We start from the raw sequence: 13,547 nt of genomic DNA, 5'->3' as shown, positions 1-13,547 counted from the left end.
GCTGTATAATGCAGAGTCAGCACGCCACATGAAGATCAAGTCAAAAGCCTTTCAAATCAGATCTCTTATTATAAAACTATGGTTGACAATCGTATCAACTGGGAACTTGTAGACATCTATGCAGATGTTCAGTCGGGTAAAAATGCATCTGGACGTCCTGAGTTTCAAAGAATGCTGGAAGACTGCCGCAACCACAAAATCGATATGATTATTACTAAATCAATAAGCCGCTTTGGCAGGAATACAGCCGAAACACTTGATGTACTGAATAAATTACGAGCATTATTGGTGGATGTATATTTTGAAATCGAGGATATCAATACTAGCGATACAACTAAAGACTTCATGGTTTCTATTATTCAAGCTGTTGCTCAGGCTGAAAGCGAATCAAGAAGCAGCAATATTAAATGGAACCTCTATAACGGTTTTAAGAATGGTACCTCTAAGTTATATAGCAGAAAGTGTTTTGGATATCAGGAAGATCAAGATGGTAATCTTATCATTCTAGAAAAAGATGCTCAAACTGTCCGTAGAATCTTTGAGCTGTATTTAGATGGTTTCAGCACTATTGCTATCATCCGTGAGCTTAAAAGACTGGAAATAAAATCTCCTACCGGAAAAGATGCTTGGAGTAAAAGAAGCATTGAAACACTGCTTAGCAACGAAAAATATATTGGTAACGTTCTGCTGGGTAAAACATACTCAAAGGGATATCCTGATAATGAACGTCTGATTAACAAGGACGAGAAAAATAAATATCTGGCAACCAATAACCACCCGCCAATAATATCTGAGGAAATATTTGAACGGGTTCAAGCAGAGAAACTTCGAAGAAGTAATATTCAGATTGATAACGACGGAGTCAAACGCAAGAGCACCCATTACAGCATGAAAAAGCGTTGATGTAACTCTGATTAAGCTTATTTTGCCTACTTATCTATATATCCCGCATAAACTCACTTTCAGTAAGCAGCTTGTCGTTATGAGCCACATACTCTGTGACGCCGTTGCTCTTACAAAACGGAAGCAGATCCCTAGCAATGGCTAAAGCGCTTTTCAAATCATTTGCAGAATGGACAATCAGAATATCTATGTGTCTACATCTAATGCCATGACAAATGCTAAGAAATGAACGCCAGGTAGATTTCTGATCCTTAGTTTTACAGTGATCCGTGGTCACAAAGGTCAGTTCCCAGTCTTACCGATCTGCGATGAGTCTCCTTATATTTTTTCTTATCTGAACACCAGCACCTGTACCCTTAATTACACGGGCATACCCAACAACGTGAATTTTACCTGGTGTTCCTAAGCGATGGTCCGGTTGCTCTGGTTTTGATGCAGGAATAATGATTACATTTCGTGGTTTCATAGAAACGATCCCCTTTCTACTAATCGTCTTGGTAGTAGCATATTCGCTCTAAACCACATCATTAGCAAGTAAATTCAGCTAAATAAGAATAATATTGAACATTGAACCGATCATTCTCCATTATGCTCGGTAGTTTTGTCTTTTTCATTTTAGCCTACTTATCTATATTTCCTGAAAAACCATAAAAATTCCGTAAATATTTCCGCTAAAAAGTGCACACCCCTCGCGAAAAATGCACCAGGGGTGTGCATACTTTTTAGCAGAAAGGTGTGCATTTGCAATATTTAGACCTACTTAAAGTCTTATTTAATTACAAAAACAACAAAAGCCCTTGATTTCAAGGGCTTTGCATTGTATCAAAATTGGTGTACCTATTTGGTGGAGAATAGGGGGCTCGAACCCCTGACCTCATGGCTGCCAGCCATGCGCTCTCCCAGCTGAGCTAATTCCCCGGGATTATGTCGTTCAAATCTACTTAATCATTATAACAAAAAAAACTTATCTTGTCATCCACTAAAAAATCCAAAAAATCAAGCGGTCTTTGCAAATTCTTTCATGCTTTTCCAATGTCCACTATATGATGCTTATACCCATACCCCGTCCAAATTCTTCTTGATAGTAAAGTCTCTTGAGTATAGAATTAATATATATACGCGATTACAATAAAACCTTTTTTTATAGTTATATATTATGCAATCTCAAGAGGAGGGTGCCATATGAAGCTTACTGTTCTAGTTGACAACAACACGTACATAGACCGCTATTTCAAAGGAGAACCCGGTGTTTCGTACTTCATAGAGGATGGCAAAACAAACATCTTGTTTGATACAGGCTATTCGGGACTTTTCCTGGAGAATGCAGCCAAGATGGGAATCGACATCGCCAGCACTGATTACGTGGCAATCTCCCACGGCCACAACGACCACACCTGGGGGCTTGGCCATCTCATAAGCAACTTTACAGAGGCGGCCGTTGAGCGCAAAGCAAGCAAGGTTCCTACGATCATAGCCCATCCAGAGGCATTCTGCTTCAAGCAGTATTTAAACGGAGAGGAAATCGGCTCTATAGTCTCCGCAGACGCTTTGAAAAGATATTTCAATGTGACTCTCAGCAGAGAACCTGTTAATATCACAGAAAATCTCGTTTTCCTTGGCGAAGTGGAGCGTACAAACGACTTTGAAATCATGACTCCTTTTGGAAAGCAGTGCTGCAGTGGAATTACTACTGACGACTTCTGCCTGGACGACACGGCGCTCGCGTACAAATCTTCAAAAGGTCTCGTTATTATAACAGGCTGCTCACACTCTGGCATTTGCAACATAATCGAATACGCGAAAAAGGTATGCTCTGACGACAGAATAGCCTGCGTGATAGGGGGCTTTCACTTGCTAAATCCTCCAGCAGCGCTTCTAGCTTCAACATGTGAATTCCTTGCCAGCAATGTTGCCGGTGATGTCTACGCGGGTCACTGCACAGACCTTTATTCGAAAATCGAACTGTCCAAATTTGTAGATGTCAAAGAGGTCGGAGTCGGTCTGATTCTGGAATATAAATAGGGAACCCCGGCTTATGCCGGATTCCCTGAGAATGCAAGCTATATTCTGTCTGATACCGCTGTATTGATTACGGCTGTCCCGGCGATTCACTCAGCCTGCCTATGACCTTTTCATTTACAGGCTTGGAGAGTATTATGAAGGTTTCAGTGTCGCCAAATACCTGAATCTTTCCTATGAGGCTTTCGAGACTCGCCATCTTGTCAAGGCTTGCCTTGAGTATCATACAGTACGGACCTGTTACATGGTAGCACTCTATAATGCTGTCTTCTTTTTTGACAAAGTCCATGAACTTTTCTCGGCCCTGAACCTTCATGTCTACATTTATAAGCACATTTATGTTCCTGCCGAGTTTTTCTGGATTAATGACAGCTTTATATCCTTGTACTACTCCTGCTTCCTCAAGCCGTCTGACTCTTTCTGCAACGGCAGGCGGACTCAGGGCGACTTTGACAGCCAGGTCCTTCATTGATATTCTTCCATCGTTTTGAAGTATTTTTATAATATTATAATCTGTAGAATCCATGTTAAATCCTCCCAAAGGCCATTTTTTATTAGTTTTAAAAGGCCGTGGCCCGATAATTATTAGCGAATCGCCAACTTATTATTATAAAAGCAAAATTCACAATATTATTTTATCATTAAAAGCCACAATATAACAGCATTTATTTAACAATCTTTTTAACTATAATCACAAAAGGAGACCGTGGCCATGCAAAATAGTCCCCCAGCTTCATATGCAGCTTTTGAAAATCCCGCTCTGGACAGCTCTTTGGACATAAAATTCGAGCAACTTTTTGAAACTCTTCCCGAGGCTATTTTCATACTAAGGGGCTTAAACATAGTTGAATGCAACGAGCATGCAACAAAACTATTTGAATGCTCTTCAAAAAAAGAGCTTGTTGGCCATGATTTTCCTAGCCTTTGCCTTGATAAGAGCAAAAAAAGTCTAAGAACGCACGAGCAGAATATGTTCATGATTGAATCCGCACTAGATGAAGGCAGATGCGATTTTGACACTTCATATTTTAAAAAAAATGGCGAAAGCTTTTTTTCCAGGACATCTCTTGTAAAGCTTTCCAGTACCGCTGATGATGCATGCGCTGCCATTGTTAGAGACATCACGCAATACAGCAAAAATGAAGCAGAGATAAATATCCTCGCTTACAAAGACAGTCTTACAGGCCTTTACAACAGACGGTACTTCATGAAGCATCTGAGCGCGCTCCTTAGAACTGCCGGCGGCAAACCGCTTGCCGTGCTTTTTTTCGACCTTGACGGCTTCAAGAAGATAAACGACAATCTTGGGCATGCAAATGGAGACAAACTCCTGCAGGTGGTGGCCAAAAAATCTCAAAAGCATAATTGGCCCTGCGAGGAATGTTGCACGAATAGGCGGAGATGAGTTCATCACTGTCATTGAGGACTATTCCGACGACGATGAGCTTATTGAGCTTGCAAACGCCATTGTGGAATTTTTCAGGCAGCCGTTTATATTCGACACCCATATTTTCCATATGTCAGTGAGCATCGGCATAGCGCTTCACCCTACAAACGGTGATGACGTGGAATCACTTATAAAAAATGCCGACATAGCCATGTACAAGGCCAAAGAAAGACCAGGCAGTTACATAGAATTCTTCTCACCTAACTTAAACGAAAAAATTAACAGCGCATTTTTGCTTGAAAACAATCTTTGGTTTGCGCTCGACAAAAATGAATTCCATCTAGAATACCAGCCAATAGTAGACATCAATTCCGGTCATGTGGTTGCTGCAGAATCACTTCTGCGATGGAAAAGCGAAAAGCTAGGGCTTGTCCCTCCCTACAGCTTCATACCGATAGCCGAAGAGAACAATCTCATAGTCCCAATCGGCAAGTGGGTCCTTAATGAAGCTTGCAGACAAAACAAAAAATGGCAGGATATGGGCCTTAATCCTATAACCATGGCTGTAAACGTCTCACTAAAACAATTCGAGCAGGACGATTTTGTAGATACAGTCTCGCAAATACTTGAGGATACGGGCCTCGACCCGCAGTACCTGGAGCTTGAAATTACAGAAAGCATACCAGTCGAGAACATTTCCAAAACTATAGACATGCTCTCCAGGCTCAGTTCTCTTGGAGTCAGGCTTTCGATGGACGATTTTGGAACCGGCTATTCATCACTTGGACAGCTCAAGAAGCTTTCAATCGACACGCTCAAGATAGACAGGAGCTTTGTCAGCGACATAAACAAAAATACAGACAATACTCAAATAGTCTCAACCATTATAGCCATGGCCAACATACTTAATCTCCATGTGGTGGCCGAGGGCATTGAAACAGACAATCAGCTTAGTTTCCTCAGGGAGAATAGCTGCAACATGGGTCAGGGATACCTCTTCAGCAGGCCTCTGGGCAAGGACGCTTTCCTCAAATTCCTTGTGGAGAACAGTTCGCCCCAAAATCGATAAGCATCGCGGTACTTATACACGTTTTATAATATTTCTACATAATTTGTCATTTTAAATAATTATAAAAGCTCCGAGCATTAGCAGCGGAGCTTTTATAATTTGTATGGTCTTTTATTAGGTTAACCCGGGACCGAGGGCACTATTATCTTAAGGTCCTTTTCGCTGTGTATAAATGTGATTTGAAGCGTTCCGAAAATCTCATTCTCCAGCTTTTTCCGCGGCAGCTCATTTGCTATTTGAACAAAGCCTTCCAGGGCATCAATGCTTTCCGGATAGAGCTTTATCTCAACTTGCTCCAGGGCATGCTCCAGCTTTCCTACATCGCCCAGTGCCATCTGGAATACTATATTTATGGATACATTTGAAAACATCTTGAAGTCCAGTATCCATCCTCCGCTTTTTGAGATCGCCTCTCTGGCATGCGCTATTACCGTGTGCCGCTCATGCCTCGTTGACGAGTTCAGCCTGATGAATTTGGGTCCCATGCGAATCGACCTCCTGATATTTCGCTCAGATTATACTATCGAAATGAGCACATACATTATTTCAGCCGGCGAATCCTCGTCATTTACGAACTTGTGCTTCATGTTGGGCAGTATCCTTACAGAATCTCCCTCATTCAGCTTGTATGGAATGTCGTCCAGAAATATTGTCGGATTCCCTTTCAGGACTAAGGCGATCTCCTCCTGGGCGTGCATCCAGTATTCCTCGCTGGGCTGCGAATGCGCCTCTAGCTTCATTGTCAGCATTTCAACGTTTGATGATTTCATGTATTCGGGTGTAATCATCTCGGAAATAACATGCACGTTGTCCGACCTGTGCACCTTTTTCCTGTCCTCTTTTCTAAGTATCAGCAGGCTGTGATCTATTTCGTTTATGAAGAGGGTGAAAAGCGGTATGTTGAGCGCATTTGCAATCGCCTTGAGCGCATTCAGCGATGGATTGGCCAGGTCTCTTTCTATCTGGCTTAGCAACGAGGTGCTGAGCCCAGTGAGCCTTGAAAATTCTCTTATATTGTAACCCTTTGATTTCCTGTGTTCCAGTATTGTCTTTCCTATGCTAAAGTCCGGCATGGCCATCTCCTTATTCTCAAAAATGCTTTGATTTTATTATAGCATATGTGATGAAACGAGCATATATTTGTTTATTATACTAAACAGTGTGATTATGTATTGAATTTTTTTCAAGCATCAGCTATAATCTACTTAAGTTTATTATAGCAAACATATGCGCAATATAATAAACATCATGTGATTTAAGGTATATAATGAGCAAGGTACGAACATGTTATATTCAACACCCCTGCTCGAGATGAGTAATTAATGTTTCAAGCAGCTGAGTTTTGTGAATATAACCATTATGATGATTATGAAAAAAAATTATAAAAGCGAGGTAATTGGCATGGATGAAAAGACTGTTGTAGCCGGCATGAGTATTTCGGAGTGGAAGGAAAAATACCCTCTAATGCACAAGGTCATCAATCTCGAAGAGGCTTTCTGGACAAACGGAAAGTACGAGAGCTTCGAAGATGCAATCAAGAAAGTTGAAATCGGAATGGACGATGTAAAGGATGCTGAGGAAAGGCTGAAAAGGTTCGCTCCCTACATTGCTAAGGTGTTCCCGGCGACAAGGGAATCAGGCGGCATAATAGAGTCTCCAACTGTCAGGATCCCCAAGATGAAGACAGAGGTCGAAACCTTCTATAATACTCAAATCAAGGGCGAGCTTCTGCTTAAGTGCGACAGCCACCTTGCCATATCGGGCTCTATAAAGGCCAGAGGCGGCATATACGAGGTGCTCAAGCACGCCGAGGAGCTTGCGATGGAAGCCGGCCTGCTCAGCGTAGAGGACGACTACTCAAAGCTCGACAGCGACGATTTCAGGAATTTCTTCTCAGGCTACTCCATAGCTGTAGGCTCAACCGGCAATCTGGGACTTAGCATAGGCATAATGAGTGCGCAGCTTGGCTTCAAGGTGTATGTCCACATGTCTGCAGACGCCAAGCAGTGGAAAAAAGACCTTCTAAGAAGCAAGGGCGTGACTGTTGTCGAATACGAATCTGACTACAGCATAGCCGTTGAGGAAGGCAGAAAACAGTCTGAAGGCGACCCCAAGATGTACTTTGTGGATGACGAGAATTCAAAAAATCTCTTCATGGGCTATGCTGTGGCGGCTTCAAGGCTGAAAGGCCAGCTTGATGATTTGGGCGTAAAGGTTGACAGTGAGCATCCTCTGTTTGTCTACCTGCCTTGCGGAGTCGGCGGCGGACCCGGCGGCGTGGCCTTCGGCCTCAAGCTTATGTTCAAGGACAACGTACACTGCTTCTTTGCGGAGCCTACGCATTCGCCGTGCATGCTTATAGGCCTAATGAGCGGGCTTCACGACAAGGTGTGCGTTCAGGACTTCGGTATAGACAACAAGACGGCGGCAGACGGACTTGCGGTAGGCAGGGCTTCCGGCTTTGTGGGCAAGGTGCTCGAGAACCTCATAAGCGGCAGCTACTCCGTCAAAGACGAGACCATGTACATGATGCTCAGCAAAATGATAGACTCGGAGAGCATCAGGCTCGAGCCTTCGGCTCTTGCGGGAGTTCCTGGAGCTGCAATGCTGCTTGGAGATGCTCTCGGCCAGGAATATATAAGGGCTAGAGGCCTAGAAAACCTCATGGACAACTCTTCGCACATAGCGTGGGCTACGGGCGGCAGTATGGTCCCTGCGGATATAATGGACGAATACTACTCTACAGGCAAAAGACTGCTTGAAGAGCTATAAAATTTTAATGTTTGGCTGCACTGCATCTTCGTAAGCGAGCATTCAGCAAATAAAAAACGGAAAGTCTTTTATGTCGGTATAAAAGACTTTCCGTTTTTCTGCCGTTTGCTGAATTATTATGGTCGATATTTTATTATATCTGCAAAGGCGATTTCAAGCGACTCCCTGCTCGCCTTTATGGCATATTCTATGTCTTCTCTTGTATGTGCATACGAGAGGAACCAGCCCTCGAACTGGGCCGGAGGAATTATGACCCCCCTCTCTAGCATTTCCCGAAAGTATGAAGCATACCTTGCCGTGTCGCATCTTATGACATCATCATGGCTTTCCATAGGCCCTTTCCCCAGGAAAAGGCACACCATTCCCTTTGCCCTTGTCACGCAGGCGTCTATTGAAAGCTCGTCTATTATGGCATTGAGCCCAGCTTCAAGCCTGACAGCATTATCCTCTATACTGCCGTATACCTGAGGATTGTCCCTGAGGTATTCGAGTGTCTTCATGCCCATGTGCATCGCAAGCGGGTTGCCGGAGAGGGTTCCTGCCTGGTATACGCTTCCAAGAGGCGAAACCATGCTCATTATCTCCCTTTTCCCGCCGTAAGCGCCAACGGGCAGACCCCCGCCTATTATCTTGCCAAGGCATGTGATGTCGGGCTCTACTTTGAAAAGCCCTTGCGCGCTGCCGTATGAGAGCCGAAAGCCCGTTATCACCTCGTCGAATATCAGGATCGCTCCGTGCCTTTTGGTTATCTCGCGCAGAGACTCGAGGAAGCCTTCCCTTGGAGGCACTACTCCCATGTTGCCTGCGACAGGCTCCACTATGACTGCGGCTATTCCGCCGGCGTTTTCACTGAATGCGGCCTCCACAGAAGACGTATCGTTATAGCGGCAGACTATTGTGTCCTTTATTACATCCTGAGGAACTCCCGGAGTCGTCGGAACTCCAAGCGTCAGCGCCCCTGAGCCCGCCTTTACAAGCAGCGAGTCGCAGTGGCCGTGATAGCAGCCCTCGAATTTTATGATCTTGTCCCTTCCGGTGTAGGCCCTTGCGAGCCTGAGCGCGCTCATGGTCGCCTCGGTGCCGGAGTTGACCATCCTTACCATGTCCATCCCCGGCAGCGCCTCGCATATGAGCCTGGCCATTTTCACCTCTGTTTCCGTGGGCAGCCCGAAGCTCGTTCCCTTTCTTATTATCTCCTCTATGCCGTCGTATATGTATTCCGGAGAGTGTCCTAGGATGAGCGGCCCCCAGGAGCATACGAAATCGATGTAGCTGTTGCCGTCGGCGTCAAGCACCCTGCTGCCCTTGCCGCTTTCTATGAATACGGGATCCAGGCCTACTGATTTGAACGCTCTGACCGGACTGTTTACGCCGCCGGGAATATATTTTTTTGCCTCTTCGTATATCTTTTTTGATCTTCCATGCTCCATTACTTTCCCCTCAGCTTTCTGGCTATTTCCTTTGCAAAATACGTTATTATTATGTCGGCTCCCGCCCTTTTTATCGATATCAGCGATTCCATTATGGCGTCCTCCCCGAGTATACCGCTTTCCACGGCGCCTTTCAGCATTGCGTACTCGCCACTGACGTTGTATGCCGCCACTACAGCGCCGGTAGAGTCCTTGACCCTTCTTACTACGTCAAGGTATGCAAGGGCCGGCTTCACTATTATTATGTCGGCTCCCTCGTCTATGTCGGCTCTTGCCTCCCGCAGCGCCTCGTCAGTATTGGCCGGGTCCATCTGGTAGGTCTTCCGATCGCCGAAGGAAGGCGCCGAGCCTGCGGCATCCCTGAAGGGACCGTAAAACGCCGATGCGTACTTGACCGCGTACGACATTATTCCAACATGCTTGTATTCGTTATCGTCAAGCTGGTCCCTGATGTGGCCCACTCTGCCGTCCATCATGTCCGAAGGAGCCACCATGTCCGCCCCGGCCCTGGCGTGGCTTAAGGCTATTCTAGAAAGGTATTCGAGAGTCCGGTCATTGTCGACCCTTCCGTTCTCGCTGAGGAGTCCGCAATGGCCGTGGTCGGTGTACTGGCACATGCATACGTCGGTTATCACAAGCATGTCCGGGTGCTGGGCCTTTATGTTCCTGACGGCCCTTTGCACCACGCCGGCGTCCCTGTAGGCCTCGCTTCCGATTGAGTCCTTAATGCCCGGCACGCCGAAAATCAGGACAGCATTTATGCCCAGATCCCTTAGTTCGCTTATCTCGTCTGCGAGCATGTCCGCAGAAAAATGGTAGTTTCCCGGCATTGAAGATATCTCCCGCTTTTCGCCCTCTCCTTCTATGACGAATATCGGGTATACAAGCTCGCTGGGGCTGAGCCTCGTTTCCCTAACAAGGCTTCTTATCGCATCGCTTTCTCTTAGCCTTCTTCCTCTCGTCCTTGGATACATCTACTCCACCTCCGCGTTTTTCTTCATGACATCGAGCAGGCCGTCTATCGTGTATTCCGCCGCCTGCAGACTAGGCTTGAGCCCGTATTTTTCAAGCTCCATGCTTGTTATTGGTCCTATCGACACTATGAGTTTTTCTTTGAGTATCGGAATTCCCTCTTCGCCTATGAGGCCTATGAAATTCCTTACAGTCGAACTGCTTGTGAAGGTTACAATGTCAGCCTTTTCAAGCTCAGCAATGGCCTGCGCCGAGTCCTTCTCCTGCTTTGGCATAGCAGCCTCGTACGTTACAACCTCGTCGACGCGGCACTCCCTTGAGAGCAGCTCCACAAGCTCTCTCCTTGCCCCCTTGGCCCTTGGCAGAAGGACCCTGCTGTCCCTCCTTATCGTGGGCAAAAGGCTTGCCGCCACGTTCTCGCCCGTGTATTCTGCCGGCACTATGTCGGCCCTTATCCCGCGATCCTTAAGCGCAGCCTCTGTTGCCGGCCCTATCGCGGCCACAGTCATGCCAGAAAGGCTCCTTGAATCGAGTCCAGCTGCAGACAGGCTCTCAAAGAATATATCGACTCCGTTCACGCTTGTGAAGACTATGTGGGTATAGCCTCTTAAATCCTTTATGGCCTTCTCCAGCGCTTCGCCAAACGGCTCATTTACTATCTCGATTGCCGGAATTTCAACCGTTTCAGCCCCCATTTCCCTTAGCCGCCCAGATAGTGCGCTCGCCTGTCCCCGCGATCTTGTAACTATGACCCTTTTGCCGTGCAGCGGGAGCTTTTCAAAGAAAGCCAGCTCGCTTCGCAGCTCAACCACTTCTCCGACTGCTATGAGCGAGGGCGAGCCAAGCCCTGCCGCTCTTGCCTCCGCTTCGATTCCCGAAAGCGTCGAAACCGCAACCTTTTGCCTGCCTGTTGTGGCCCAGTTTATTACGGCCGCAGGCGTATCCGGAGATTTTCCGTTTTGAATTAGCTCCTTGGCAATATGGCCCAGGTTTTCCATGCCCATGAGGAATACAAGCGTTCCCTTGAGCTCGGCTAGCGCTCTCCAGTCGCGCCTCTCGCCAGCGGCCAGGTGGCCCGTTATGACGTGGAAGGAGTCGGCAACGCCCCTGTGCGTAATAGGTATTCCAGCGTACGCAAGCCCTGCCACGGCGGAGGTTATGCCGGGCACGACCTCGAATTCCACTCCGCTTTCTCTAAGCTGGAGCGCCTCTTCTCCGCCCCTTCCGAACACGTAGGGATCACCGCCCTTTAGCCTTACAACGAGCTTGCCCTCGAGCGCCTTGTCTGCTATGAGGCGGCTTATCTCCTCCTGCGTCATCTCGTGGTTTTTAGGGCCCTTGCCCGCGTATATGAGCTCGCAGCCCTTTCGGGCGCTGAGCAGATAGCCGCTGTTTATGAGCCTATCGTATATTATTACGTCGGCTTTTTTAATGAGCTCCATGCCCTTTATAGTTATGAGTCCGTAGTCTCCGGGGCCTGCGCCCACAAGATATGCCTTACCCTTCATTGCCGCTCAGCTCCTTTAGCATCATTTGCGCCAGCTTCCTGCCCAGCTCCGATTCTTCCCCTGCCTTGCCTTCGATGCTCCTGCGCACCGCCGCGCTGCCGTCCTCTCTTCCGAGAAGCCCATCAAGGCGCAGCCTTTCACCGTCTATGCTGCAGTACGCGCCTATGGGCATGTGGCAGCCTCCGCCTGAAGCCTCAAGGAATGCCCTCTCGGCCATTGTCTGAATGCAGGTCTCATTGTCGCTTATCGATTCGGCAAGTGAAATGAGCATTGAATCACCCGCTCTCACCTGTATGGCAAGCGCGCCCTGCGCAGGCGCCGGCAGGAAGCTGTCAAGGCTCATGTACTGGCTTATTCTGCCTTCGAGACCCAGCCTCTTGAGTCCCGCTGCGGCCAGCATAATGCCGTCCATGCCCTGCTCACTCATCTTCTTTAGCCTTGTTACTATGTTGCCCCTTATGCCCGTCGTCTTTATGTCGCTCCTCATCGAGAGCAGCTGGCATTCCCTGCGCTTGCTTCCTGTGCCGATTACGGCGCCAGGCGGGAGCTCGCTTAGATTTCCTATTCCCTCTCTTAGCACAAGCGCATCTCTTGGGTCCTCGCGCACAGGCGTTTTGCAAATCATCAGGCCGCTTGGAGTTTCCGAAGGCATGTCCTTCATGCTGTGCACGGCCATGTCTATTGCGCCGCTCAGGAGCTCTCTTTCTATCTCCTTTACAAAAAGGCCCTTGTCGCCTATCTTGTCCAGGGCGACGTCGAGTATCTTGTCGCCTTTTGTCTTTATTATCTCTATTTCGAACTGCGCCTCAGGACTCTTCTCCTTCAGCCTGGCTATGACCCACTCTGTCTGCGCCAGGGCCAGGGCGCTTCCCCTTGTGCCTACCTTAATCTTTTTTGCATCCATACGACTCAATCACCCTCGCAATTTCATAGTTGTCCATAGCTGCCGCTTCCCGCAGCCTTTTCGCCCTCTGCTCCTGATCTTTTTCAGAGAGCGCCAGCATGCCTCTGAGCTTCCACAGCAGCTCCAGTTTTTCCTCATACTCCTCGCCGTAGGCCTTCTCAAGCTCCCTCATGATGACTCCGCAAAGCGCCGGACTTTTGCCCTGCGTGGAAACGGACATTACAAGGCTGCCTCTTTTGAGCACAGAAGGGAATATAAAGTCCGAACCCTCCTGCCTGTCAGACCTGCAGCAAAGTATGCCCATATCCTTGCAGTCCAGCATCGCCTGCTTGTTTGCCTTCTCGCTCGAAGATGCCGCAATCACCATGAAGCAGCCTGCAATATGCTTTTTGTCGTACGGCTCCTTTACTATCTCAACGCTTCCTTCGAGGCTTTCAAAGCCCTTTGATATTTCCGGAGCTATCACCTTCACTTTGGCTCCAAAGCTTAACAGCGTCGCAGCCTTTGACAACGCAACCTTTCCTGCCCCTATTACAGCTGCCTCTCTTCCGTCGAGCTTTATCATAATAGGCATAAACATGGA

At 47.3% G+C, this 13,547-nt stretch carries 15 protein-coding genes, 1 tRNA gene and 1 pseudogene; 6 read left to right on the top strand and 11 right to left on the bottom strand.

Going from position 1 to position 13,547, the window contains the following annotated elements:
* Positions 1-21: 21 nt before the first annotated feature.
* Both EAL2_RS15860 and EAL2_RS15855 read left to right on the top strand, forming a co-directional pair.
* A pseudogene (locus EAL2_RS15860) lies at positions 22-426 on the top strand (recombinase family protein); the annotation flags it as partial.
* Complete coding sequence (locus tag EAL2_RS15855; protein ID WP_278246869.1) at positions 403-903, top strand: recombinase family protein; 501 nt, start codon at positions 403-405, stop codon at positions 901-903. The pseudogene EAL2_RS15860 and the gene EAL2_RS15855, both read left to right, overlap by 24 nt.
* A gap of 34 nt (positions 904-937) precedes the next feature.
* Here EAL2_RS15855 and EAL2_RS15850 read toward each other — a convergent pair whose 3' ends face one another.
* The 3 genes from EAL2_RS15850 to EAL2_RS11520 form a co-directional block, all read right to left on the bottom strand.
* Complete coding sequence (locus EAL2_RS15850) at positions 938-1,060, bottom strand: hypothetical protein (RefSeq protein WP_278246867.1); 123 nt, start codon at positions 1,058-1,060, stop codon at positions 938-940.
* A 138-nt stretch (positions 1,061-1,198) separates the two neighbouring features.
* Positions 1,199-1,369 carry a hypothetical protein gene (locus EAL2_RS15655; protein ID WP_207641154.1) on the bottom strand — a complete coding sequence of 57 codons (171 nt, stop codon included), beginning with the start codon at positions 1,367-1,369 and terminating at the stop codon, positions 1,199-1,201.
* 376 nt (positions 1,370-1,745) lie between these two features.
* A tRNA-Ala gene (locus tag EAL2_RS11520) sits at positions 1,746-1,821 on the bottom strand.
* 264 nt (positions 1,822-2,085) lie between these two features.
* Here EAL2_RS11520 and EAL2_RS11515 point away from each other — a divergent pair.
* Complete coding sequence (locus EAL2_RS11515; RefSeq protein ID WP_025436538.1) at positions 2,086-2,925, top strand: MBL fold metallo-hydrolase; 840 nt, start codon at positions 2,086-2,088, stop codon at positions 2,923-2,925.
* 67 nt (positions 2,926-2,992) lie between these two features.
* Here EAL2_RS11515 and EAL2_RS11510 read toward each other — a convergent pair whose 3' ends face one another.
* Positions 2,993-3,448 (bottom strand): Lrp/AsnC family transcriptional regulator, encoded by a 456-nt coding sequence (locus EAL2_RS11510; RefSeq protein WP_025436537.1) that lies wholly within the window; start codon positions 3,446-3,448, stop codon positions 2,993-2,995.
* Between the two features lie 186 nt (positions 3,449-3,634).
* Between EAL2_RS11510 and EAL2_RS14910 the strand changes: the two genes are divergently transcribed.
* Positions 3,635-4,327 (top strand): sensor domain-containing diguanylate cyclase, encoded by a 693-nt coding sequence (locus EAL2_RS14910; RefSeq protein ID WP_051489240.1) that lies wholly within the window; start codon positions 3,635-3,637, stop codon positions 4,325-4,327.
* Complete coding sequence (locus tag EAL2_RS11505; protein ID WP_084481256.1) at positions 4,233-5,378, top strand: putative bifunctional diguanylate cyclase/phosphodiesterase; 1,146 nt, start codon at positions 4,233-4,235, stop codon at positions 5,376-5,378. Before EAL2_RS14910 ends, EAL2_RS11505 begins: the two co-directional genes overlap by 95 nt.
* Before the next feature lie 119 nt (positions 5,379-5,497).
* Here EAL2_RS11505 and EAL2_RS11500 read toward each other — a convergent pair whose 3' ends face one another.
* Together EAL2_RS11500 and EAL2_RS11495 are read right to left on the bottom strand one after the other, a co-directional pair.
* Positions 5,498-5,863 (bottom strand): hypothetical protein, encoded by a 366-nt coding sequence (locus tag EAL2_RS11500; protein WP_025436536.1) that lies wholly within the window; start codon positions 5,861-5,863, stop codon positions 5,498-5,500.
* Positions 5,864-5,893: 30 nt separating this feature from the next.
* On the bottom strand, positions 5,894-6,451 hold the full coding sequence (locus tag EAL2_RS11495; protein WP_025436535.1) for a helix-turn-helix domain-containing protein: 558 nt from the start codon (positions 6,449-6,451) through the stop codon (positions 5,894-5,896).
* 328 nt (positions 6,452-6,779) lie between these two features.
* Here EAL2_RS11495 and EAL2_RS11490 point away from each other — a divergent pair, with 328 nt between their 5' ends.
* A complete protein-coding gene (locus EAL2_RS11490; protein WP_041693249.1) occupies positions 6,780-8,150 on the top strand; it encodes a D-serine ammonia-lyase in 1,371 nt (456 codons plus the stop codon).
* Positions 8,151-8,266: 116 nt separating this feature from the next.
* On the opposite strand, the gene hemL is transcribed toward EAL2_RS11490, so the two are convergent.
* The 5 genes from hemL to EAL2_RS11465 are packed head-to-tail and all read right to left on the bottom strand — an operon-like array spanning position 8,267 to position 13,544.
* Positions 8,267-9,580, bottom strand: coding sequence for a glutamate-1-semialdehyde 2,1-aminomutase (gene hemL / locus EAL2_RS11485; protein WP_025436533.1), 1,314 nt, complete (start codon positions 9,578-9,580; stop codon positions 8,267-8,269).
* On the bottom strand, positions 9,580-10,554 hold the full coding sequence (hemB, locus tag EAL2_RS11480) for a porphobilinogen synthase (protein ID WP_025436532.1): 975 nt from the start codon (positions 10,552-10,554) through the stop codon (positions 9,580-9,582). The genes hemL and hemB overlap by 1 nt, the downstream gene beginning before the upstream one ends.
* Positions 10,555-12,060, bottom strand: coding sequence for a uroporphyrinogen-III C-methyltransferase (gene cobA / locus EAL2_RS11475; RefSeq protein ID WP_025436531.1), 1,506 nt, complete (start codon positions 12,058-12,060; stop codon positions 10,555-10,557).
* The gene (gene hemC, locus EAL2_RS11470; protein ID WP_041693207.1) at positions 12,050-12,964 is read right to left on the bottom strand and encodes a hydroxymethylbilane synthase; all 915 of its coding nucleotides are present in this window, start codon (positions 12,962-12,964) and stop codon (positions 12,050-12,052) included. The genes cobA and hemC overlap by 11 nt, the downstream gene beginning before the upstream one ends.
* Positions 12,945-13,544: a precorrin-2 dehydrogenase/sirohydrochlorin ferrochelatase family protein gene (locus EAL2_RS11465; protein WP_051489233.1), complete on the bottom strand. Its 600-nt coding sequence runs from the start codon at positions 13,542-13,544 to the stop codon at positions 12,945-12,947. The genes hemC and EAL2_RS11465 overlap by 20 nt, the downstream gene beginning before the upstream one ends.
* Between the last annotated feature and the right edge of the window lie 3 nt (positions 13,545-13,547).

It is taken from the genome of Peptoclostridium acidaminophilum DSM 3953, from assembly GCF_000597865.1.
Classification (GTDB): domain Bacteria; phylum Bacillota; class Clostridia; order Peptostreptococcales; family Peptostreptococcaceae; genus Peptoclostridium_A; species Peptoclostridium_A acidaminophilum.
This window is presented reverse-complemented; position numbering and strand designations above follow the sequence as displayed.

Coding starts and splice junctions, on each gene's coding strand:
- EAL2_RS11510 (WP_025436537.1), bottom strand. CDS start 3,448: ATGGATTCTACAGATTATAATATTATAAAAATACTTCAAAACGATGGA.
- hemC (WP_041693207.1), bottom strand. CDS start 12,964: ATGGATGCAAAAAAGATTAAGGTAGGCACAAGGGGAAGCGCCCTGGCC.
- hemL (WP_025436533.1), bottom strand. CDS start 9,580: ATGGAGCATGGAAGATCAAAAAAGATATACGAAGAGGCAAAAAAATAT.
- hemB (WP_025436532.1), bottom strand. CDS start 10,554: ATGTATCCAAGGACGAGAGGAAGAAGGCTAAGAGAAAGCGATGCGATA.
- EAL2_RS11515 (WP_025436538.1), top strand. CDS start 2,086: ATGAAGCTTACTGTTCTAGTTGACAACAACACGTACATAGACCGCTAT.
- EAL2_RS11495 (WP_025436535.1), bottom strand. CDS start 6,451: ATGCCGGACTTTAGCATAGGAAAGACAATACTGGAACACAGGAAATCA.
- EAL2_RS15655 (WP_207641154.1), bottom strand. CDS start 1,369: ATGAAACCACGAAATGTAATCATTATTCCTGCATCAAAACCAGAGCAA.
- cobA (WP_025436531.1), bottom strand. CDS start 12,060: ATGAAGGGTAAGGCATATCTTGTGGGCGCAGGCCCCGGAGACTACGGA.
- EAL2_RS11465 (WP_051489233.1), bottom strand. CDS start 13,544: ATGTTTATGCCTATTATGATAAAGCTCGACGGAAGAGAGGCAGCTGTA.
- EAL2_RS14910 (WP_051489240.1), top strand. CDS start 3,635: ATGCAAAATAGTCCCCCAGCTTCATATGCAGCTTTTGAAAATCCCGCT.
- EAL2_RS11505 (WP_084481256.1), top strand. CDS start 4,233: ATGCAAATGGAGACAAACTCCTGCAGGTGGTGGCCAAAAAATCTCAAA.
- EAL2_RS11490 (WP_041693249.1), top strand. CDS start 6,780: ATGGATGAAAAGACTGTTGTAGCCGGCATGAGTATTTCGGAGTGGAAG.
- EAL2_RS11500 (WP_025436536.1), bottom strand. CDS start 5,863: ATGGGACCCAAATTCATCAGGCTGAACTCGTCAACGAGGCATGAGCGG.